Here is a 16,927-nt window from a genome sequence, read left to right on the forward strand (position 1 = left end):
GAGCAGGTCAGATGCCGCGCAGTCTCAAGAAGGGCCCCTTCATCGACGGCCACCTCATCAAGAAGGTGGACGCTCAGAACGAGGCGGGTACCCAGAACGTCATCAAGACCTGGTCCCGTCGCTCCGTGATCTCCCCGAGCATGCTCGGCCACACGATCGCGGTTCACGATGGTCGCAAGCACGTCCCGGTGTTCGTCACCGAGTCGATGGTCGGCCACAAGCTGGGCGAGTTCGCTCCGACCCGCACTTTCCGCGGCCACGTCAAGGACGACCGCAAGTCGAAGCGTCGCTAGTCGCCTGAGCTTGAAAGCCAGACCGACTCAATGACTTACTCCATTAAGGGGACAACCATGGAAGCCAGGGCACAGGCGCGGTACATCCGCGTGACGCCCATGAAGGCCCGCCGCGTGGTGGACCTCATCCGTGGCCTTCCGGCCACGGAGGCCCAGGCCGTCCTGCGTTTCGCTCCGCAGGCAGCCACCGTGCCGGTCGGCAAGGTGCTCGACAGCGCCATTGCCAACGCCGCGCACAACTACAACCACTCCAACGTGGACGACCTCTACATCTCCGAGGCGTACGTTGACGAGGGTCCGACCCTGAAGCGGTTCCGTCCGCGTGCCCAGGGCCGTGCCTACCGGATCCGCAAGCGGACCAGCCACATCACCGTGGTCGTCAGCAGCAAGGAAGGGACCCGGTAATGGGCCAGAAGGTTAACCCGCACGGGTTCCGCCTCGGCATCAGCACGGACTTCAAGTCCCGCTGGTACGCCGACAAGCTGTACAAGGACTACGTCAAGGAAGACGTTGCCATTCGTCGCATGATGACGAAGGGCATGGAGCGCGCCGGCATCTCCAAGGTCGAGATCGAGCGCACCCGCGACCGCGTCCGCGTCGACATCCACACCGCCCGCCCCGGCATCGTCATCGGCCGCCGCGGCACCGAGGCCGACCGCATCCGCGGCGACCTCGAGAAGCTGACCGGCAAGCAGGTCCAGCTGAACATCCTCGAGGTCAAGAACCCCGAGCTGGACGCCCAGCTCGTGGCTCAGGGCGTCGCGGAGCAGCTGTCCTCCCGCGTCTCCTTCCGTCGTGCCATGCGCAAGTCGATGCAGGGCACCATGAAGTCCGGCGCCAAGGGCATCAAGGTCCAGTGCTCCGGTCGTCTCGGCGGCGCCGAGATGAGCCGTTCGGAGTTCTACCGCGAGGGCCGTGTGCCGCTGCACACCCTGCGCGCGAACGTCGACTACGGCTTCTTCGAGGCCAAGACGACCTTCGGCCGCATCGGCGTGAAGGTCTGGATCTACAAGGGCGACGTCAAGAACATCGCCGAGGTCCGCGCTGAGAACGCCGCTGCCCGCTCGGGCAACCGCCCGGCCCGTCCCGAGGGTGGTCGTCCCGCCCGCGGTGGCGAGCGCCGTGGTGGCGAGCGCGGTGGCCGTGGCCGTCGTCCCGCCGCTGCCGAGGCCCCCGCGGCCGCGGCCGCCGAGACTCCGGCTGCCGAGAACACCGGAACGGAGGCCTGACCGCAATGCTGATCCCCCGTCGGGTCAAGCACCGCAAGCAGCACCACCCGAAGCGCCGCGGCGCTGCCAAGGGTGGCACCGAGCTGGCGTTCGGCCAGTTCGGCATCCAGGCCGTGACCCCGGCCTACGTGACGAACCGTCAGATCGAGTCCGCTCGTATCGCGATCACCCGTCACATCCGCCGTGGCGGCAAGGTCTGGATCAACATCTACCCGGACCGTCCGCTGACCAAGAAGCCGGCCGAGACCCGCATGGGTTCCGGTAAGGGTTCGCCGGAGTGGTGGATCGCGAACGTGCACCCGGGTCGGGTCATGTTCGAGCTGTCGTACCCGAACGAGAAGGTTGCTCGTGAGGCGCTCACCCGCGCTGCTCACAAGCTGCCGATGAAGTGCCGGATCGTCCGGCGCGAGGACGGTGAGAGCTGATGTCGGCCGCTACCAAGGCTGCTGACCTCCGCCAGCTGGACAACGAGGGTCTCGTTGCCAAGCTGCGCGAGGCCAAGGAGGAGCTGTTCAACCTCCGCTTCCAGGCGGCGACCGGGCAGCTCGACAACCACGGACGGCTCAAGCTCGTCCGTAAGGACATCGCGCGGATCTACACCCTGATGCGCGAGCGCGAGCTGGGCATCGAGACGGTGGAGAACGCCTGATGACTGAGAACACCAACGAGACGCGCGGTTTCCGCAAGACCCGTGAGGGTCTCGTCGTCAGCGACAAGATGGACAAGACCGTCGTCGTCGCCGTCGAGGACCGCGTCAAGCACGCTCTGTACGGCAAGGTCATCCGCCGTACGAACAAGCTGAAGGCGCACGACGAGGCGAACGCCTGCGGCATCGGCGACCGGGTCCTCCTCGCGGAGACCCGCCCGCTGTCCGCGACGAAGCGCTGGCGCGTCGTCGAGATCCTCGAGAAGGCCAAGTAACGAAGCCGATGTGGTACGGCCGTATGTGCAACGGGTCCCCCAGGGGCGCCGGTGTGAGCAGCGGCCGGCCCGTCGACTCTCGTTGACGATCAGGAGAAAGCTGTGATCCAGCAGGAGTCGCGACTGCGTGTCGCCGACAACACTGGTGCCAAGGAAATCCTTTGCATCCGTGTTCTCGGTGGTTCCGGTCGCCGCTACGCCGGTATCGGGGACGTCATCGTCGCGACCGTCAAGGACGCGATCCCCGGCGGTTCGGTGAAGAAGGGTGACGTCGTCAAGTGCGTCGTCGTCCGCACCGTCAAGGAGCGTCGTCGTCCGGATGGCTCGTACATCCGTTTCGACGAGAACGCCGCGGTCGTTCTGAAGAACACCGATGGTGACCCCCGCGGTACCCGCATCTTCGGCCCGGTGGGCCGCGAGCTGCGTGACAAGAAGTTCATGAAGATCATCTCGCTGGCGCCGGAGGTGCTCTGACCTATGGCAAACAGCATGAAGATCAAGAAGGGTGACCTGGTTCAGGTCATCACCGGCAAGGACAAGGGCAAGCAGGGCAAGGTCATCCAGGCCATGCCGGCTGAGAACAAGGTCCTGGTCGAGGGTGTGAACCGGGTCAAGAAGCACACCAAGCCGGGTCCGGGCACCCAGGGTGGCATTGTCACCGTTGAGGCCCCGGTGCACGTCTCCAACGTCCAGCTGGTCGTGGAGAAGGACGGCAAGAAGGTCGTCACCCGCGTTGGCTACCGCTTCGACGACGAGGGCAACAAGATCCGCGTTGCCAAGCGAACCGGTGAGGACATCTGATGTCTGAGACGTCTGTTGAGAAGGTGACCCCCCGTCTCAAGGAGCGTTACAACTCCGAGATCAAGGGTCAGCTGCAGGAGCAGTTCTCGTACGAGAACGTCATGCTGACGCCCGGCCTGGTCAAGGTCGTCGTCAACATGGGTGTCGGCGAGGCCGCCCGTGACAGCAAGCTGATCGAGGGCGCGATCCGCGACCTGACCGCGATCACCGGTCAGAAGCCGGCCGTGACCAAGGCCCGTAAGTCCATCGCGCAGTTCAAGCTGCGCGAGGGCCAGCCGATCGGCACCCACGTCACCCTCCGTGGTGACCGCATGTGGGAGTTCCTGGACCGTCTGGTGTCGCTGGCCCTGCCGCGTATCCGTGACTTCCGTGGCCTCTCCCCGAAGCAGTTCGACGGCCGTGGCAACTACACCTTCGGTCTGACCGAGCAGGTTATGTTCCACGAGATCGACCAGGACAAGGTCGACCGTCAGCGCGGTATGGACATCACCGTCGTGACCACCGCTCAGACCGACGACGAGGGCCGGGCGCTCCTGCGCGCTCTGGGCTTCCCGTTCAAGGAGGCGTGAGCCAATGGCGAAGAAGTCCCTCATCGCGAAGGCCGAGCGGAAGCCGAAGTTCGGCGTCCGGGCCTACACCCGGTGCCAGCGCTGCGGTCGTCCGCACTCGGTGTACCGCAAGTTCGGCCTCTGCCGTGTCTGCCTCCGTGAGATGGCGCACCGCGGCGAGCTGCCGGGCGTGACCAAGAGCTCCTGGTAACCCAGGGTTCAAGGCACACCACGCGTAGCAGGGTGCCCGATCCCACACGGCCCTTTTTTGGGCTCCCGTACGGAATCCCGTAAGGTTGTGGGGTCGGGCCCCCGTCACGGCCGTTCCATAGCGGTCGCTGATCCTCTTCGGAGGGCTCGCACCCAGACTTACTACGTCGTAGGTCCCCTGCGCCTGTGCCCCGTACTCCACCGGAGTACGGGGGACCTTGCGCGGAGAAACCACGGCGAGAGAGGCCTGAGGCCATCATGACCATGACCGACCCCATCGCAGACATGCTCACGCGTCTGCGTAACGCTAACTCGGCGTACCACGACTCCGTGGCGATGCCGGCCAGCAAGATCAAGGCGCACGTCGCCGAGATCCTGCAGCAGGAGGGGTACATCTCCTCCTACAAGGTTGAGGAGCCCGTCGAGGGCGAGGTCGGCAAGAAGCTGACCATCGAGCTCAAGTTCGGCCCCAACCGTGAGCGCTCGATCGCTGGCATCAAGCGGATCAGCAAGCCGGGCCTGCGGGTCTACGCAAAGTCCACCAACCTGCCGAAGGTGCTCGGCGGCCTGGGCGTGGCGATCATCTCCACGTCCTCGGGTCTCCTCACCGACAAGCAGGCTGCCAAGAAGGGCGTAGGCGGAGAAGTTCTCGCCTACGTCTGGTAATTCGGGAAACGGAGGTACAGCAATGTCGCGCATTGGACGGCTGCCCATCCCGGTTCCCGCCGGCGTGGACGTCACCATCGATGGCCAGGCGGTCTCGGTGAAGGGCCCCAAGGGCTCCCTCACCCACCTTGTCGCCGCGCCGATCGAGATCGGCAAGGGCGAGGACGGCACTCTGGTCGTCACCCGCCCCAACGACGAGCGTCTGTCGAAGGCCCTGCACGGCCTTTCCCGCACGCTGGTGGCGAACATGATCACCGGCGTGACCGCGGGCTACCGCAAGTCGCTGGAGATCAGCGGTGTTGGTTACCGAGTCGCTGCGAAGGGCTCCGACATGGAGTTCCAGCTCGGCTACAGCCACCCGATCCTGGTCGAGGCCCCGGAGGGCATCTCCTTCGTGGTCGAGTCGCCCACCAAGTTCCACGTGGACGGCATCGACAAGCAGAAGGTCGGCGAGGTCGCCGCGAAGATCCGCAAGCTGCGCAAGCCCGACCCGTACAAGGCCAAGGGCGTCAAGTACGCGGGCGAGGTCATCCGCCGCAAGGTCGGAAAGAGTGGTAAGTAAGCGATGAGCGTCTCTGTCAAGATCGGCAAGGGCAACGCCTACAAGAGCGCCGCTCGCAAGCGCCGCGCGATCCGCGTTCGCAAGCGCGTCGTCGGCACCGAGGTGCGTCCGCGCCTCGTTGTGACGCGTTCGAACCGTCACATGGTCGCCCAGGTCATCGACGACGCGCAGGGTCACACCCTGGCGTCGGCGTCCACCCTCGACGTGTCCATCAAGGGCGCCGAGGGCGACAAGACCGAGCTGGCCAAGAAGGTCGGGAGCCTGGTCGCCGAGCGCGCCAAGGCCGCCGGCATCGAGTCGGTCGTCTTCGACCGCGCGGGCAACCGGTACGCCGGCCGCATCGCCGCCCTGGCGGACGCGGCCCGCGAGGCCGGGCTCGACTTCTAAGCCGCTCGTCGGCTCAGTCGACGGACGTAATCGAGAGAGGTAATTCCAATGGCTGGACCCCAGCGCCGCGGTAGCGGCGCCGGCGGCGGCACCGGTGGCGAGCGGCGCGACCGTAAGCGTGACGACCGGGGTAACGCCCCCGCCGTCGAGAAGACCGCTTACGTCGAGCGCGTCGTCGCGATCAACCGCGTCGCCAAGGTTGTCAAGGGTGGTCGTCGTTTCTCCTTCACCGCGCTGGTCGTGGTGGGCGATGGCGAGGGCACCGTGGGTGTTGGTTACGGGAAGGCGAAGGAGGTTCCGGCCGCCATCGCCAAGGGTGTTGAGGAGGCCAAGAAGAACTTCTTCAAGGTCCCCCGTATCCAGGGCACCATCGCGCACCCCGTTCAGGGCGAGAAGGCCGCCGGCGTCGTGCTGCTGAAGCCCGCCGCCCCCGGTACCGGCGTTATCGCCGGTGGCCCGGTGCGTGCCGTCCTGGAGTGCGCCGGCGTTCACGACATCCTGTCGAAGTCGCTCGGCTCGGACAACGCGATCAACATCGTGCACGCCACGGTTGCCGCGCTGAAGCAGATCCAGCGCCCCGAGGAGGTCGCGGCCCGCCGTGGCCTGCCGCTCGAGGACGTGGCTCCGGCCGGTCTGCTGCGTGCTCGGGCTGCTGCAGGGGTGAGCGCCTGATGGCTCGCCTGAAGATCACGCAGACCAAGTCCTACATCGGCAGCAAGCAGAACCACCGCGAGACGCTGCGCTCGCTGGGTCTGAAGCGCATGCACGATGTGGTCGTCAAGGAGGACCGTCCCGAGATCCGCGGGATGGCCCAGACCGTGCGTCACCTCGTCACGGTCGAGGAGGTGGACTGACATGGCGGACTCGCCGATCAAGATCCACAACCTGCGTCCCGCCCCGGGTGCCAAGACCGACAAGATCCGTGTCGGCCGTGGTGAAGGCTCCAAGGGTAAGACCGCCGGTCGTGGTACCAAGGGCACCAAGGCCCGCTACCAGGTTCCGCAGCGCTTCGAGGGTGGCCAGATGCCCCTCCACATGCGCCTGCCGAAGCTGAAGGGCTTCAAGAACCCGTTCAAGATCACGTTCCAGGTTGTCAACCTCGACAAGCTGGCCGAGCTCTACCCGCAGGGTGGCGAGGTCACTGTCGAGGACCTGGTCGCCAAGGGCGCGGTTCGCAAGAACTCCCTCGTCAAGGTGCTCGGCACCGGCGAGATCTCGGTCGCCCTGCAGGTGACGGTCGACGCCGTCTCCGGCTCGGCCACCGAGAAGATCACCGCCGCCGGCGGTACCGTCACCGAGCTCGTCTGAGCCCGCTGACCACGCGAGCCCCGCACCTCCTCCGGGAGGTGCGGGGCTCGCGCCATTTCCGGCCGCCCCGTTTTCCGCGGGTCCGGATCCGGTTGATCCGCCCTCGTTCTTTTGTGTGCCAAAACCGGGCATCCCGTACCCCGTGAGTGGGGGAGGGGCGGTACGCGCTTCTTTCGAGTGGCCGCGCACTGTTAGAGTCCGTGGAGTTCCCTTGTAGGCTGCGCGTAGGCTCGCCTGTGCCGTCTGTACGGGAGCCCGAACCGCAAACTCCCCATTCAGGACCGACCCTCCCGCCGACGACGCGCGGGAGGCGCAGGAGGCACCGTGCTCAGTGCGTTCGCGCGGGCGTTCCAGACGCCCGACCTGCGCAAGAAGCTGCTGTTCACGCTGGGCATCATGGTGCTGTTCCGGCTGGGCTCGCACATCCCTGTCCCAGGGGTGGACTTCCAGGCGGTTCACGCCTGTATCAAGGAGACCAAGAACAACGGCCTCTTCGGACTGGTCAACCTGTTCAGCGGTGGCGCGCTCCTCCAGCTGACGATCTTCGCCCTCGGCATCATGCCGTACATCACGGCGAGCATCATCCTTCAGCTCCTCACGGTCGTGATCCCGCGACTCGAGGCGCTCAAGAAGGAGGGCCAGTCCGGCACCGCGAAGATCACGCAGTACACCCGGTACCTGACCATCGCGCTCGCGGTGCTCCAGGGCACCGGCATCGTGGCGACGGCCTCCAGCGGCGCGCTGTTCTCCGGCTGCGTCTACGCCAACCAGATCGTGCCGGACACCGGGGTCTTCCGGATCGCCGTGATGGTCCTGACCATGACCGCCGGCACCACGGTGATCATGTGGCTGGGCGAGCTGATCACCGACCGCGGTATCGGCAACGGCATGTCGCTGCTGATCTTCACCTCGATCGCCGCGCAGTTCCCGACCTCGATGTGGGCCATCAAGGGTTCCGGCACCATCGGCGGCGGCTGGGTCGAGTTCCTCTCCGTCATCGCGATCGGCGTCATCGTTGTGATGCTCGTCATCTTCGTCGAGCAGGCGCAGCGGAGGATCCCGGTCCAGTACGCGAAGCGGATGATCGGCCGCCGGGCGTTCGGCGGCACATCGACCTACATCCCCCTCAAGGTGAACCAGGCCGGCGTCATCCCGGTCATCTTCGCCTCGTCGCTGCTGTACATCCCGGCTCTGGTGGTCCAGCTGACCAACAGCCAGTCCGGCTGGGCGGTCTGGATCAACCAGCACTTCGTCCGCGGTGACCACCCGGTCTACATGGCCACGTACTTCCTGCTGATCGTCTTCTTCGCCTTCTTCTACGTCGCCATCTCCTTCAACCCCGAAGAAGTTGCCGACAACATGAAGAAGTATGGTGGGTTCATCCCGGGTATCCGGGCCGGCCGTCCGACGGCCGAGTACCTGAACTACGTGCTCACCCGCATCACGTGGCCGGGTTCGCTCTACCTGGGCCTGATCGCGTTGATCCCGATGATCGCCCTGGTCGCCTTCGGACAGCAGACCAACTTCCCGTTCGGCGGCACCAGCGTGCTCATCGTCGTCGGCGTCGGACTCGAAACTGTGAAGCAGATCGAGAGCCAGCTCCAGCAGCGCAATTACGAAGGGTTCCTCCGCTGATGCGTATCGTCCTCGTCGGGCCTCCCGGGGCAGGGAAGGGTACTCAGGCGCACGTCCTGGCCAAGACCCTGTCCATTCCCCACATCTCCACCGGCGACCTCTTCCGCGCCAACATCGGCCAGGGCACGCCTCTCGGCGTCGAGGCCAAGAGCTACATGGACGCGGGCCGGCTGGTGCCGGACGAGGTCACGATCGGGATGGCCAAGGACCGGATGCTCCAGGAGGACGCCGCCGCCGGCTTCCTGCTGGACGGCTTCCCGCGCAACCTGGGCCAGGCCAAGGCGCTGGACGAGTTCCTCACCGAGCAGGGCATCAAGCTCGACGGTGTGCTGGACCTGGAGGTCCCCGAGGACGAGGTGGTCCGGCGCATCGCCGGCCGCCGCCTGTGCCGCAACGACGGTGGCCACGTCTTCCACGTGGACTACAACCCGCCGAAGGCCGAGGGCGTCTGCGACGAGTGCGGCGGCGAGCTGTACCAGCGCTCGGACGACACCGAGGACAAGGTGCGGACCCGGCTGGAGGTCTACCACACGGAGACCGAGCCGATCATCGACTACTACCGCCAGCAGGGCCTGATCGCGACGATCCCGGCCCTCGGCAAGGTGGACGAGGTCACCGCCCGCGCGATCGAGGCGCTGAAGCAGGACAGCTGAGATTTTCAGCGGCGTACCCACGGCCGCGTTGCCCGTCCCGGGCAGCGCGGCCGTGCGGCGTCGTACGGTGGAACGAGTGCACGGCCGCCCGGCAAGGACCGCGCGGGAAACGAAGGAAGGCGTGACCAGATGGTGGAGATCAAGACCTCCGAGCAGATCGCGAAGATGCGGGCGGCCGGACTGGTCGTCGCCGAGGCGCTCAAGGCGTGCCGCGAGGCGGTCGCCCCGGGGATTACCACCCAGGAGCTCAACGACATCGCGGACAAGGTCATCACCGACCACGGCGCCACGTCCAACTTCCGTGCCCACCACGGCGGGCTCTGGTTCCCCGGTGTGATCTGCGCCTCGGTGAACAACGAGGTCGTGCACGGCATCCCCGGTGACCGGGTGCTGCAGGAGGGCGACCTGATCTCGATCGACTGCGGCGCCATCCTGGACGGCTGGCACGGCGACTCGGCGATCTCCGTGGCGGTCGGCGAGGTCCGGCCCGAGGTGGAGATGCTGAGCCGCGTCACCGAGGGCTCGATGTGGGCCGGCATCGCCCAGATGAAGAAGGGCAACCGCCTGGTCGACGTCTCCAAGGCGATCGAGGGCTTCATCCGCCGCCAGCCGCTGCCGCCGAAGGGCAAGTGGGGCATCACCGAGGGCTACGGCGGCCACGGCATCGGCACCGCGATGCACATGGAGCCGCACGTCCTGAACTACGTCGAGCGCGGCCGCGGGAAGGGCCCCAAGCTGATCCCCGGCACCGTGCTGGCCATCGAGCCCATGGTGTCGCTCGGCACCCCGCACACGACCGTGCTGGAGGACGACTGGACCGTCGTGACGAACGACGGCACCTGGGCCTCGCACTGGGAGCACTCGGTGGCCGTGACCGAGCAGGGTCCGCTGGTGCTGACCGCCTTCGACGGCGGGAAGGCCGAGCTGGCCAAGCTGGGCATCACCGCAGCTCCGGACCCGCTCGGCTAGTCGCCGGAGCCCGGACCGGGCGGCGGAACGCCGCCGCCGGGGCGGCCGACTGCCGCGTCTGACAAGGGATCAGAGCCCTGGAGGTTTGGACCTCCAGGGCTTTTGTCCTATTTTTATCGGCTGGCAGTGGGTTCAGGGCTTCAAGCGGCCTCCGGCCGCCTCGATCGAGCAGGAGAGAGCAGTGCTCAAGGGATTCCGCGACTTCATGATGCGCGGCAACGTCGTCGACATGGCGGTCGGTGTGGTCATCGGTGCCGCGTTCACCGGTGTGGTGACCGGCTTCGTGTCCGCCTTCCTCACCCCGCTGGTGGGTGTGGTGGTCGGCGCCGCCGGCGACTTCAGCTCGTACAAGGCGACGGTCGCGGGGGTCACCTTCCCGTACGGCCAGTTCCTGAACGTGCTGATCGCGTTCCTGATGACCGCCGCGGTGCTCTACTTCTGCGTCGTCCTGCCGGTGACCAAGGCCACCGCCCGGTACATGCCCAAGAAGCCGAAGGTCCCGAAGCGCCCCTGCCCGGAGTGCCTGACCGAGATCCCCGAGGCGGCCAGCCGCTGCTCCGCCTGCACCGCCCACGTCGAGCCGCTGAGGGTCGTCGCCCAGCACTGACCGGAGCCCCGGTTTTGGTCCACCCCGCCCGCTGGCGTAGGATGGACCGTCGGCTCACTCGTAGCGTGCTTCAGCGCGCCCTCTTCCCCTCCGGGGGTCGGGGTGGACCCAGGTTCGCACGAGCGTTCCGCATACGGTAGCCGGTCCCGGAAGGTGGATCTCGCAGTTCATGGCTAAGAAGCAAGGCGCCATTGAGATCGAGGGCACCGTGATCGAGTCTCTTCCGAACGCGATGTTCAAGGTCGAGCTGCAGAACGGTCACAAGGTCCTCGCGCACATCAGTGGCAAGATGCGCATGCACTACATCCGCATCCTGCCGGACGACCGGGTCGTGGTGGAGCTCAGCCCCTACGACCTCACGCGCGGCCGGATCGTCTACCGCTACAAGTAATAACGTCAGATCTAGACCCGGAGAACCTGAACATGAAGGTCAAGCCGAGCGTCAAGAAGATCTGCGACAAGTGCAAGGTGATCCGCCGTCACGGCCGGGTCATGGTGATCTGCGACAACCTGCGCCACAAGCAGCGCCAGGGCTGATCAGTTCCCCCCAGCATTTCTCGTAGTACTTCGCGCGACGCGAAAACGTCATAAGCGGGCTACCCGATCCGTCCGTTCGAGGACGGACTGCCACCCCCGGTCAGAGGCCGGGGCTCCATCGTCGAGAGGCGAAGGAGTAGGTAGCACGCGAGACCTCTGAAGAACCACAGGAGCCATGAATGGCACGCCTCGCCGGCGTTGATCTCCCCCGTGAGAAGCGGATCGAGATCGCCCTTACCTACGTGTACGGCATCGGCCGTACCCGCGCCCAGCAGACCCTGGCCGAGACCGGTGTCAACCCGGATGTCCGCGTTCGCGACATCACCGAGGAAGACCTCGTCAAGCTGGGCCAGTACATCGACGCCAACTACACGGTCGAGGGTGACCTCCGCCGTGAGGTGCAGGCCGACATCCGCCGCAAGGTCGAGATCGGCTGCTACGAGGGTCTGCGTCACCGCCGCGGCCTGCCGGTCCGCGGCCAGCGCACCCACACCAACGCGCGTACCCGCAAGGGCCCGCGTCGCGCGATCGCCGGCAAGAAGAAGCCGGGCAAGAAGTAGTCCGTCCCGTAACCGGACATCCCTCCGGCCCGCGGGTCAGCGGACCGACCACCTCAGTAGGAGAACAGACTTATGCCCCCCAAGGGTCGTCAGGCTGCCGGCGCGAAGAAGATCCGCCGCAAGGAAAAGAAGAACGTCGCTCACGGCCACGCGCACATCAAGAGCACGTTCAACAACACCATCGTTTCGATCACCGACCCCTCGGGCAACGTGATCTCCTGGGCCTCCGCCGGCCACGTCGGCTTCAAGGGCTCGCGCAAGTCCACCCCGTTCGCCGCGCAGATGGCCGCCGAGGCCGCTGCCCGTCGCGCGCAGGAGCACGGCATGCGCAAGGTCGACGTCTTCGTGAAGGGTCCGGGCTCCGGCCGCGAGACCGCGATCCGTTCGCTCCAGGCCACCGGCCTGGAGGTCGGCTCGATCCAGGACGTCACCCCCACCCCGCACAACGGCTGCCGCCCGCCGAAGCGCCGCCGCGTCTGACCCGTTTCCCCCTCGGGGGAGACTCCGGTCACGCCGGGTACTTGCTGTAAACCACGTGCGGGGTCCCGCGCGGTGACACTCACCGCGCGGGACCCCGTACGCTGGTTCTGTTCGGCATCAAATAGTGGGTGCCGAAGACCACTGGAGGATCTGAAAACATGCTGATCGCTCAGCGCCCCTCGCTGACCGAAGAGGTCGTCGACGAATTCCGCTCGCGGTTCGTGATCGAGCCGCTGGAGCCGGGCTTCGGCTACACCCTCGGCAACTCGCTCCGCCGCACCCTCCTGTCCTCGATCCCGGGTGCCGCTGTCACCAGCATCCGCGTCGACGGCGTCCTGCACGAGTTCACCACCGTGCCGGGCGTCAAGGAGGACGTCACCGACCTCATCCTCAACATCAAGCAGCTGGTCGTCTCCTCGGAGCACGACGAGCCGGTCGTGATGTACCTGCGCAAGCAGGGCCCGGGTGTGGTCACCGCCGCCGACATCGCCCCGCCGGCCGGTGTCGAGGTGCACAACCCCGAGCTGGTCCTCGCGACGCTGAACGGCAAGGGCAAGCTGGAGATGGAGCTGACCGTCGAGCGCGGTCGCGGCTACGTCTCCGCCGTGCAGAACAAGGCTTCCGGCCAGGAGATCGGCCGCATCCCGGTCGACTCGATCTACAGCCCCGTGCTGAAGGTCACCTACAAGGTCGAGGCCACCCGTGTCGAGCAGCGGACCGACTTCGACAAGCTGATCGTCGACGTCGAGACCAAGCCCGCCATGCGTCCGCGCGACGCCATGGCCTCGGCCGGCAAGACCCTGGTCGAGCTGTTCGGCCTCGCCCGCGAGCTGAACATCGACGCCGAGGGCATCGACATGGGCCCGTCCCCCACGGACGCCGCCCTGGCCGCCGACCTGGCGCTGCCGATCGAGGAGCTGGAGCTCACCGTCCGCTCCTACAACTGCCTCAAGCGCGAGGGCATCCACACCGTGGGTGAGCTCGTCGCCCGCTCCGAGGCCGACCTGCTCGACATCCGCAACTTCGGTGCGAAGTCGATCGACGAGGTCAAGGCGAAGCTGGCCGGCATGGGCCTGGCCCTCAAGGACAGCCCGCCCGGGTTCGACCCGACCGCCGCTGCCGACGCCTTCGGCGCCGACGACCTGGACGACGCGGGTTACGCGGAGACCGAGCAGTACTAAGAGTTTGACCGTGGGAACGGCCGCTCCGGCGGCCGTTCCGGCGGGTCAGTGAAAGCCGTACGGGCACCGTGCCCGTACGCCCGCTGCGGTACCTGGTACGGCCGCAGTCGGAGATTCGAGGAGTAATTCCATGCCGCGTCCCACCAAGGGTGCCCGCCTCGGCGGCGGCCCGCACCACGAGCCCCTGCTGCTCGCCGGTCTGGCCCGTGAGCTGTTCCAGTACGGCCGCATCACCACCACCGAGGCCAAGGCCCGCCGCCTGCGCCCGCTGGCGGAGAAGCTGATCACCAAGGCGAAGAAGGGCGACATCCACAACCGTCGCCTGGTGCGCAAGACCATCACCGACATCTCGGTGCTGCACACCCTCTTCACCGAGATCGCGCCGCGCTACGAGAACCGCCCGGGTGGCTACACCCGCATCACCAAGATCGGCGGTCGCCGCGGCGACAACGCGCCGATGGCCGTGATCGAGCTGGTCGAGGCGCTGACCGTCGCGCAGACCGCCGTCGGCGAGGCCGAGGGCGCCACCAAGCGCGCCGTCAAGGAGGCCGAGGCCAAGGTCGAGGCGACCAAGGCCGACGAGGCCGAGGCTGCCGAGCAGGCCTGACACCTTCCGGTGTAGTGCGGGCCCGTTCCCCCCTCCGTGGGGGAGCGGGCCCGTTCCTTTCTGTCTGGGACCCCTCTGGGAGAGAAGCAGTGGTCAACGATTGCGCCGAGCGGCCGCCGGTCAAGGACGGCCCCGCCGACGGGTACGTCCGGATCCGGCTCGACCTCGCCTACCAGGGCGCCGAGTTCTCCGGCTGGGCCCGCCAGCGCGGCGGCCGCCGCACCGTCCAGGAGGAGATCGAGACCGCGCTGCAGATCGTCACCCGCAGCCAGGAGCACTTCCCCCTGACCGTGGCCGGCCGCACGGACGCCGGCGTGCACGCCCGGGGCCAGGTCGCCCACGTCGACCTGCCGGACGAGCTGTGGGCGCAGCACGGCGGGAAGCTGCTCCGCCGGCTGGCCGGGCGCCTCCCCGGCGACGTCCGGATCTACCGGGTGAGCGAGGCCCCCGCGGGCTTCGACGCCCGCTTCTCGGCGATCTGGCGCCGCTACGCCTACCGGGTCGCCGACCACCCCGGCGGGGTCGACCCGCTGCTGCGCGGGCACGTGCTCTGGCACGACCGGCCCCTCGACGTCGACCGGATGAACGCCGCCGCCGAACTGCTGCTCGGCGAGCACGACTTCGCCGCGTACTGCAAGAAGCGCGAGGGCGCCACCACCATCCGCACCCTGCTGGAGCTGCGCTGGGACCGCGTCCCGGTGGACACCTACGCCGCGCAGGAGGGCTCGCTCGCGGTGGCCACCGTCCGGGCCGACGCCTTCTGCCACAACATGGTGCGGGCCCTGGTCGGTGCGATGCTGCTGGTCGGCGACGGGCACCGGCCGGTGGAGTTCCCCGGCGAGGTGCTGGCGGGCGGGGTCCGCAACTCGGCCGTCAACGTGATCCGGCCGTACGGGCTGACCCTGGAGGAGGTCGGCTACCCGCCGGACGAGCTGCTCGCCGAGCGCAACCGTGCGGCCCGCCGGATGCGCACGCTGCCGGGACAGCCGGCGGTCGGGTAATCCGTTTTGGTCCTGGGCGAGGGCTTGGGAGAATCGTCCCCATGGGACACGTCGAGATTTCGCACCTTGAGTACTACCTGCCGGACGGGCGGGTGCTGTTCGACGACGCGTCCTTCCGGGTCGGCGAGGGCACCGCGGTCGCCCTGGTCGGCGCCAACGGCGCCGGCAAGACCACCCTGCTGCGCATGATCGCGGGCGACCTCCAGCCGCACGGCGGCTCGGTGACGATCAGCGGCGGCCTCGGCGTGATGCGCCAGTTCGTCGGCACCACCGGCCGCGAGGGCAAGCAGGAGGACGAGGAGCGGCAGGGTCCGGCCCCGCTGCCCGCCGACGCCTCCGTCCGGGACCTGCTGGTCTCGGTCGCCCCCGCGCGGATCGCCGTCGCGGCCCGCGCGGTCGACGCCGCCGAGCTGGCGATGATCGCCCAGGACGACGAGAAGACGCAGATGGCGTACGCCCAGGCGCTCTCCGACTGGGCCGACGTCGGCGGCTACGACTACGAGACCGACTGGGACGTCTGCACCATGGCCGCCCTCGGCGTGCCGTTCGACAAGGCCCAGTGGCGCGGCCTCAACACGCTCTCCGGCGGCGAGCAGAAGCGCCTCGTCCTGGAGGCGCTGCTGCGCGGCCCCGAGGAGGTGCTGCTGCTGGACGAGCCGGACAACTACCTGGACGTCCCCGGCAAGCGCTGGCTGGAGGAGGCCATCAAGGCCACCCCGAAGACCGTGCTCTACATCTCGCACGACCGTGAGCTGCTCTCGCGGACCGCCGAGAAGATCATCAGCGTCGAGTCCGGCGCGGCCGGCAGCAGCGTCTGGGTCCACGGCGGCGGGTTCGACTCCTTCCACGAGGCCCGCAAGGACCGCTTCGCCCGCTTCGAGGAGCTGGGCCGCCGCTGGGACGAGGAGCACGCCAAGCTCAAGAAGCTGGTCGTCAACCTGCGCCAGGCCGCCTCCGTCAGCCACGCGCTGGCCACCCGCTACGCGGCCGCGCAGACCCGGCTGAAGAAGTTCGAGGAGGCGGGCCGCCCGGAGGAGCCGCCGCGCGAGCAGAACATCACCATGCGCCTCAAGGGCGGCCGGACGGGCGTGCGGGCCTTCACCATGGAGCAGCTGGAGCTCACCGGCCTGATGAAGCCCTTCGACCTGGAGGTCTTCTACGGCGAGCGGATCGGGGTCCTCGGCTCCAACGGCTCCGGGAAGTCGCACTTCCTGCGGCTGCTCGCCGGGGACGCGACGGTCGCGCACTCCGGCGGCTGGAAGCTCGGCGCCCGGGTGGTGCCCGGCCACTTCCGGCAGACCCACGCCCACCCGGAGCTGCTCGGCCGCACCGTCCGCTCGATCGTCGAGGAGGAGCACGCGCTCAGCCGCGGCGCCGCGATGGGCGTGCTGCGCCGCTACGAGCTGGACCGGCAGGAGGAGCAGAAGTTCGAGTCGCTCTCCGGCGGGCAGCAGGCCCGGCTGATGATCCTCAAGCTGGAGCTCTCCGGGGTGACGGCGCTGCTGCTCGACGAGCCGACCGACAACCTGGACCTGGAGAGCGCGGAGGCGCTGCAGGCGGGGCTGGAGGCCTTCGACGGCACCGTGCTCTGCGTCACGCACGACCGCTGGTTCGCCCGGTCCCTGGACCGCTTCCTGGTGTTCGGCGCGGACGGTCGCGTCTACGAGTCTGCGGAGCCCGTCTGGGACGTCACCCGGGTCGAGCGGGACCGCTGACCAGGGCGGATCCGGTCCGGCCGGTCGTGGTCGGGCCGCGGCCGGCCGCGGTCGGCG

General features: G+C 67.8%; 28 protein-coding genes. All 28 read left to right on the forward strand.

Going from position 1 to position 16,927, the window contains the following annotated elements:
- Positions 1–11 precede the first annotated feature (11 nt).
- The 28 genes from rpsS (at position 12) to AC067J_RS06285 (ending at position 16,870) form a co-directional block, all read left to right on the forward strand.
- A complete protein-coding gene (rpsS, locus tag AC067J_RS06150; protein ID WP_035848164.1) occupies positions 12–293 on the forward strand; it encodes a 30S ribosomal protein S19 in 282 nt (93 codons plus the stop codon).
- Positions 294–350: 57 nt separating this feature from the next.
- Entirely contained in the window at positions 351–698 is a 348-nt protein-coding gene (gene rplV, locus AC067J_RS06155) for a 50S ribosomal protein L22 (protein WP_095874452.1), read from the forward strand.
- On the forward strand, positions 698–1,522 hold the full coding sequence (gene rpsC, locus AC067J_RS06160) for a 30S ribosomal protein S3 (RefSeq protein WP_478296770.1): 825 nt from the start codon (positions 698–700) through the stop codon (positions 1,520–1,522). Before rplV ends, rpsC begins: the two co-directional genes overlap by 1 nt.
- Before the next feature lie 5 nt (positions 1,523–1,527).
- On the forward strand, positions 1,528–1,947 hold the full coding sequence (gene rplP, locus AC067J_RS06165) for a 50S ribosomal protein L16 (protein ID WP_030232476.1): 420 nt from the start codon (positions 1,528–1,530) through the stop codon (positions 1,945–1,947).
- Entirely contained in the window at positions 1,947–2,171 is a 225-nt protein-coding gene (gene rpmC, locus AC067J_RS06170) for a 50S ribosomal protein L29 (protein ID WP_030300387.1), read from the forward strand. Before rplP ends, rpmC begins: the two co-directional genes overlap by 1 nt.
- On the forward strand, positions 2,171–2,443 hold the full coding sequence (gene rpsQ, locus AC067J_RS06175) for a 30S ribosomal protein S17 (RefSeq protein ID WP_030055826.1): 273 nt from the start codon (positions 2,171–2,173) through the stop codon (positions 2,441–2,443). The genes rpmC and rpsQ overlap by 1 nt, the downstream gene beginning before the upstream one ends.
- 102 nt (positions 2,444–2,545) lie before the next feature.
- Entirely contained in the window at positions 2,546–2,917 is a 372-nt protein-coding gene (gene rplN, locus AC067J_RS06180) for a 50S ribosomal protein L14 (protein WP_030300391.1), read from the forward strand.
- 15 nt (positions 2,918–2,932) lie between these two features.
- Positions 2,933–3,244: a 50S ribosomal protein L24 gene (gene rplX / locus AC067J_RS06185; RefSeq protein ID WP_030232484.1), complete on the forward strand. Its 312-nt coding sequence runs from the start codon at positions 2,933–2,935 to the stop codon at positions 3,242–3,244.
- Entirely contained in the window at positions 3,244–3,813 is a 570-nt protein-coding gene (rplE, locus tag AC067J_RS06190; RefSeq protein WP_030300393.1) for a 50S ribosomal protein L5, read from the forward strand. The genes rplX and rplE overlap by 1 nt, the downstream gene beginning before the upstream one ends.
- A gap of 4 nt (positions 3,814–3,817) precedes the next feature.
- Complete coding sequence (locus tag AC067J_RS06195) at positions 3,818–4,003, forward strand: type Z 30S ribosomal protein S14 (protein WP_030393303.1); 186 nt, start codon at positions 3,818–3,820, stop codon at positions 4,001–4,003.
- 257 nt (positions 4,004–4,260) lie between these two features.
- Positions 4,261–4,668, forward strand: a complete 408-nt coding sequence (rpsH, locus tag AC067J_RS06200) for a 30S ribosomal protein S8 (RefSeq protein WP_030055831.1) — start codon at positions 4,261–4,263, stop codon at positions 4,666–4,668.
- 22 nt (positions 4,669–4,690) lie between these two features.
- Complete coding sequence (gene rplF / locus AC067J_RS06205; RefSeq protein WP_478296771.1) at positions 4,691–5,230, forward strand: 50S ribosomal protein L6; 540 nt, start codon at positions 4,691–4,693, stop codon at positions 5,228–5,230.
- Between the two features lie 3 nt (positions 5,231–5,233).
- Positions 5,234–5,617 carry a 50S ribosomal protein L18 gene (rplR, locus tag AC067J_RS06210; RefSeq protein WP_329885379.1) on the forward strand — a complete coding sequence of 128 codons (384 nt, stop codon included), beginning with the start codon at positions 5,234–5,236 and terminating at the stop codon, positions 5,615–5,617.
- Positions 5,618–5,665: 48 nt separating this feature from the next.
- On the forward strand, positions 5,666–6,289 hold the full coding sequence (rpsE, locus tag AC067J_RS06215; RefSeq protein WP_350542294.1) for a 30S ribosomal protein S5: 624 nt from the start codon (positions 5,666–5,668) through the stop codon (positions 6,287–6,289).
- Positions 6,289–6,471 carry a 50S ribosomal protein L30 gene (rpmD, locus tag AC067J_RS06220; RefSeq protein WP_030300409.1) on the forward strand — a complete coding sequence of 61 codons (183 nt, stop codon included), beginning with the start codon at positions 6,289–6,291 and terminating at the stop codon, positions 6,469–6,471. Before rpsE ends, rpmD begins: the two co-directional genes overlap by 1 nt.
- Position 6,472: 1 nt before the next feature.
- Positions 6,473–6,925: a 50S ribosomal protein L15 gene (gene rplO / locus AC067J_RS06225; RefSeq protein ID WP_478296772.1), complete on the forward strand. Its 453-nt coding sequence runs from the start codon at positions 6,473–6,475 to the stop codon at positions 6,923–6,925.
- A gap of 324 nt (positions 6,926–7,249) precedes the next feature.
- Positions 7,250–8,560, forward strand: a complete 1,311-nt coding sequence (gene secY / locus AC067J_RS06230; protein WP_478296773.1) for a preprotein translocase subunit SecY — start codon at positions 7,250–7,252, stop codon at positions 8,558–8,560.
- Positions 8,560–9,213, forward strand: a complete 654-nt coding sequence (locus AC067J_RS06235) for an adenylate kinase (RefSeq protein ID WP_327677854.1) — start codon at positions 8,560–8,562, stop codon at positions 9,211–9,213. Before secY ends, AC067J_RS06235 begins: the two co-directional genes overlap by 1 nt.
- Positions 9,214–9,342: 129 nt before the next feature.
- Positions 9,343–10,182 carry a type I methionyl aminopeptidase gene (map, locus tag AC067J_RS06240; RefSeq protein ID WP_478296774.1) on the forward strand — a complete coding sequence of 280 codons (840 nt, stop codon included), beginning with the start codon at positions 9,343–9,345 and terminating at the stop codon, positions 10,180–10,182.
- Between the two features lie 181 nt (positions 10,183–10,363).
- The gene (mscL, locus tag AC067J_RS06245) at positions 10,364–10,789 is read left to right on the forward strand and encodes a large conductance mechanosensitive channel protein MscL (protein ID WP_478296775.1); all 426 of its coding nucleotides are present in this window, start codon (positions 10,364–10,366) and stop codon (positions 10,787–10,789) included.
- A gap of 169 nt (positions 10,790–10,958) precedes the next feature.
- On the forward strand, positions 10,959–11,180 hold the full coding sequence (infA, locus tag AC067J_RS06250) for a translation initiation factor IF-1 (protein ID WP_003956442.1): 222 nt from the start codon (positions 10,959–10,961) through the stop codon (positions 11,178–11,180).
- A 32-nt stretch (positions 11,181–11,212) separates the two neighbouring features.
- Complete coding sequence (gene rpmJ / locus AC067J_RS06255) at positions 11,213–11,326, forward strand: 50S ribosomal protein L36 (RefSeq protein WP_003956441.1); 114 nt, start codon at positions 11,213–11,215, stop codon at positions 11,324–11,326.
- A 179-nt stretch (positions 11,327–11,505) separates the two neighbouring features.
- The gene (gene rpsM / locus AC067J_RS06260) at positions 11,506–11,886 is read left to right on the forward strand and encodes a 30S ribosomal protein S13 (protein WP_478296776.1); all 381 of its coding nucleotides are present in this window, start codon (positions 11,506–11,508) and stop codon (positions 11,884–11,886) included.
- Positions 11,887–11,958: 72 nt separating this feature from the next.
- Entirely contained in the window at positions 11,959–12,366 is a 408-nt protein-coding gene (gene rpsK / locus AC067J_RS06265) for a 30S ribosomal protein S11 (protein WP_014136257.1), read from the forward strand.
- A 158-nt stretch (positions 12,367–12,524) separates the two neighbouring features.
- The gene (locus tag AC067J_RS06270) at positions 12,525–13,547 is read left to right on the forward strand and encodes a DNA-directed RNA polymerase subunit alpha (protein WP_030232516.1); all 1,023 of its coding nucleotides are present in this window, start codon (positions 12,525–12,527) and stop codon (positions 13,545–13,547) included.
- Positions 13,548–13,677: 130 nt separating this feature from the next.
- A complete protein-coding gene (gene rplQ / locus AC067J_RS06275; protein WP_478296777.1) occupies positions 13,678–14,154 on the forward strand; it encodes a 50S ribosomal protein L17 in 477 nt (158 codons plus the stop codon).
- Positions 14,155–14,243: 89 nt separating this feature from the next.
- Positions 14,244–15,155: a tRNA pseudouridine(38-40) synthase TruA gene (gene truA / locus AC067J_RS06280; RefSeq protein WP_478296778.1), complete on the forward strand. Its 912-nt coding sequence runs from the start codon at positions 14,244–14,246 to the stop codon at positions 15,153–15,155.
- Between the two features lie 41 nt (positions 15,156–15,196).
- Positions 15,197–16,870 carry an ABC-F family ATP-binding cassette domain-containing protein gene (locus tag AC067J_RS06285; protein WP_478296779.1) on the forward strand — a complete coding sequence of 558 codons (1,674 nt, stop codon included), beginning with the start codon at positions 15,197–15,199 and terminating at the stop codon, positions 16,868–16,870.
- The last annotated feature ends 57 nt before the right edge of the window (positions 16,871–16,927 follow it).

Source organism: Kitasatospora sp. NPDC042419 (genome assembly GCF_056437345.1).

What these genes read in the sequence shown, in the direction of transcription:
- rpsS (WP_035848164.1), top strand. Translation starts at nt 12, where the DNA reads ATGCCGCGCAGTCTCAAGAAGGGCCCCTTCATCGACGGCCACCTCATC.
- rplV (WP_095874452.1), top strand. Translation starts at nt 351, where the DNA reads ATGGAAGCCAGGGCACAGGCGCGGTACATCCGCGTGACGCCCATGAAG.
- rpsC (WP_478296770.1), top strand. Translation starts at nt 698, where the DNA reads ATGGGCCAGAAGGTTAACCCGCACGGGTTCCGCCTCGGCATCAGCACG.
- rplP (WP_030232476.1), top strand. Translation starts at nt 1,528, where the DNA reads ATGCTGATCCCCCGTCGGGTCAAGCACCGCAAGCAGCACCACCCGAAG.
- rpmC (WP_030300387.1), top strand. Translation starts at nt 1,947, where the DNA reads ATGTCGGCCGCTACCAAGGCTGCTGACCTCCGCCAGCTGGACAACGAG.
- rpsQ (WP_030055826.1), top strand. Translation starts at nt 2,171, where the DNA reads ATGACTGAGAACACCAACGAGACGCGCGGTTTCCGCAAGACCCGTGAG.
- rplX (WP_030232484.1), top strand. Translation starts at nt 2,933, where the DNA reads ATGAAGATCAAGAAGGGTGACCTGGTTCAGGTCATCACCGGCAAGGAC.
- rplE (WP_030300393.1), top strand. Translation starts at nt 3,244, where the DNA reads ATGTCTGAGACGTCTGTTGAGAAGGTGACCCCCCGTCTCAAGGAGCGT.
- AC067J_RS06195 (WP_030393303.1), top strand. Translation starts at nt 3,818, where the DNA reads ATGGCGAAGAAGTCCCTCATCGCGAAGGCCGAGCGGAAGCCGAAGTTC.
- rpsH (WP_030055831.1), top strand. Translation starts at nt 4,261, where the DNA reads ATGACCATGACCGACCCCATCGCAGACATGCTCACGCGTCTGCGTAAC.
- rplF (WP_478296771.1), top strand. Translation starts at nt 4,691, where the DNA reads ATGTCGCGCATTGGACGGCTGCCCATCCCGGTTCCCGCCGGCGTGGAC.
- rplR (WP_329885379.1), top strand. Translation starts at nt 5,234, where the DNA reads ATGAGCGTCTCTGTCAAGATCGGCAAGGGCAACGCCTACAAGAGCGCC.
- rpsE (WP_350542294.1), top strand. Translation starts at nt 5,666, where the DNA reads ATGGCTGGACCCCAGCGCCGCGGTAGCGGCGCCGGCGGCGGCACCGGT.
- rpmD (WP_030300409.1), top strand. Translation starts at nt 6,289, where the DNA reads ATGGCTCGCCTGAAGATCACGCAGACCAAGTCCTACATCGGCAGCAAG.
- rplO (WP_478296772.1), top strand. Translation starts at nt 6,473, where the DNA reads ATGGCGGACTCGCCGATCAAGATCCACAACCTGCGTCCCGCCCCGGGT.
- AC067J_RS06235 (WP_327677854.1), top strand. Translation starts at nt 8,560, where the DNA reads ATGCGTATCGTCCTCGTCGGGCCTCCCGGGGCAGGGAAGGGTACTCAG.
- map (WP_478296774.1), top strand. Translation starts at nt 9,343, where the DNA reads ATGGTGGAGATCAAGACCTCCGAGCAGATCGCGAAGATGCGGGCGGCC.
- infA (WP_003956442.1), top strand. Translation starts at nt 10,959, where the DNA reads ATGGCTAAGAAGCAAGGCGCCATTGAGATCGAGGGCACCGTGATCGAG.
- rpmJ (WP_003956441.1), top strand. Translation starts at nt 11,213, where the DNA reads ATGAAGGTCAAGCCGAGCGTCAAGAAGATCTGCGACAAGTGCAAGGTG.
- rpsM (WP_478296776.1), top strand. Translation starts at nt 11,506, where the DNA reads ATGGCACGCCTCGCCGGCGTTGATCTCCCCCGTGAGAAGCGGATCGAG.
- rpsK (WP_014136257.1), top strand. Translation starts at nt 11,959, where the DNA reads ATGCCCCCCAAGGGTCGTCAGGCTGCCGGCGCGAAGAAGATCCGCCGC.
- AC067J_RS06270 (WP_030232516.1), top strand. Translation starts at nt 12,525, where the DNA reads ATGCTGATCGCTCAGCGCCCCTCGCTGACCGAAGAGGTCGTCGACGAA.
- rplQ (WP_478296777.1), top strand. Translation starts at nt 13,678, where the DNA reads ATGCCGCGTCCCACCAAGGGTGCCCGCCTCGGCGGCGGCCCGCACCAC.
- AC067J_RS06285 (WP_478296779.1), top strand. Translation starts at nt 15,197, where the DNA reads ATGGGACACGTCGAGATTTCGCACCTTGAGTACTACCTGCCGGACGGG.